This window comes from Mycobacterium sp. (genome assembly GCF_008709575.1).
Taxonomy (GTDB): domain Bacteria; phylum Actinomycetota; class Actinomycetes; order Mycobacteriales; family Mycobacteriaceae; genus Mycobacterium.
The window spans coordinates 1-964 of record NZ_VYIK01000206.1; the positions used below are offsets into that span (position 1 = coordinate 1).

The 964-nt window shown below is 57.8% G+C and carries 1 pseudogene; it reads left to right on the top strand.

Annotation, left to right across the window (positions count from 1 at the left end):
* Positions 1-964 (top strand): annotated as a pseudogene (locus F6Q13_RS17905) (MMPL family transporter); the annotation flags it as partial.

Here is a 964-nt window from a genome sequence, read left to right on the forward strand (position 1 = left end):
TTGATGGTCGAAGCCGATCACGACATGCGCAATCCCGCCGACATGCTGGTCTTGGACCGAGTGGCGAAAAACGTGCTCCGTGTCGTGGGTATTGTGATGGTCCAAGACATCACTCGGCCCTTGGGCATCCCGATTCAGCACAGTTCGATCCCGTTCCAGAACAGCATTCAGGGCCAGACGACCATGCAGAATATGGCGTTTCTGAAAGCGCGTGTCGCCGACATGCTGGTTATGGCCGCCGACTTGCAAAAAACGATCGACACACTGCAGGAAACGTATAACGTTCAAAGGCGGCTCGTCGAGGCGACGCATCGCACCGACCTCGACACCCACGAGCTGTCGCAGATTACCGACGACTTGCGTGATCACATCGCCGACTTCGACGATTTTTGGCGACCCATACGGAGCTACTTTTATTGGGAGAAGCACTGCTACGACATTCCCATCTGTTTCTCGCTGAGGTCGCTATGGGACTCGCTGGACGAAATCGACGCCCTCGACGACAAGTTCCACCAGCTTGCAACCGACTTCGACGCCGTCGATGCGCTGCAGCCGCAACTGGCCGAGCTGCTGCCGCCGCAGATCGAATCGCTCAAAATGACCCGCGACTTGACGCTGACGATGCATGGGCCAAAGTTTCGATGCCTCACGCAACGACGACTTTTTCTATCTGCCTCCCGAGGCCTTCGACAACCCCGACTTCAAGACCGGCCTGAAAATGTTTTTGTCGCCGGACGGCAGGTCCGCTCGATATTTCATCACCCATCAGGGCGACCCGATGTCTCCGGAAGGAATCGCCCGAGTCGACGCGGAGCGAACCGCAGCCCAGGAAGGACTGAAGCAGTCCTCGTTGCAGGACGCCAGGATTTATCTCGGCGGCACGGCTGCGACGTTCAAGGACATGCACGACGGCGCCAAGTATGACCTGATGATCGCGGTGGTGTCGTCGCTGACCCTGATCTTC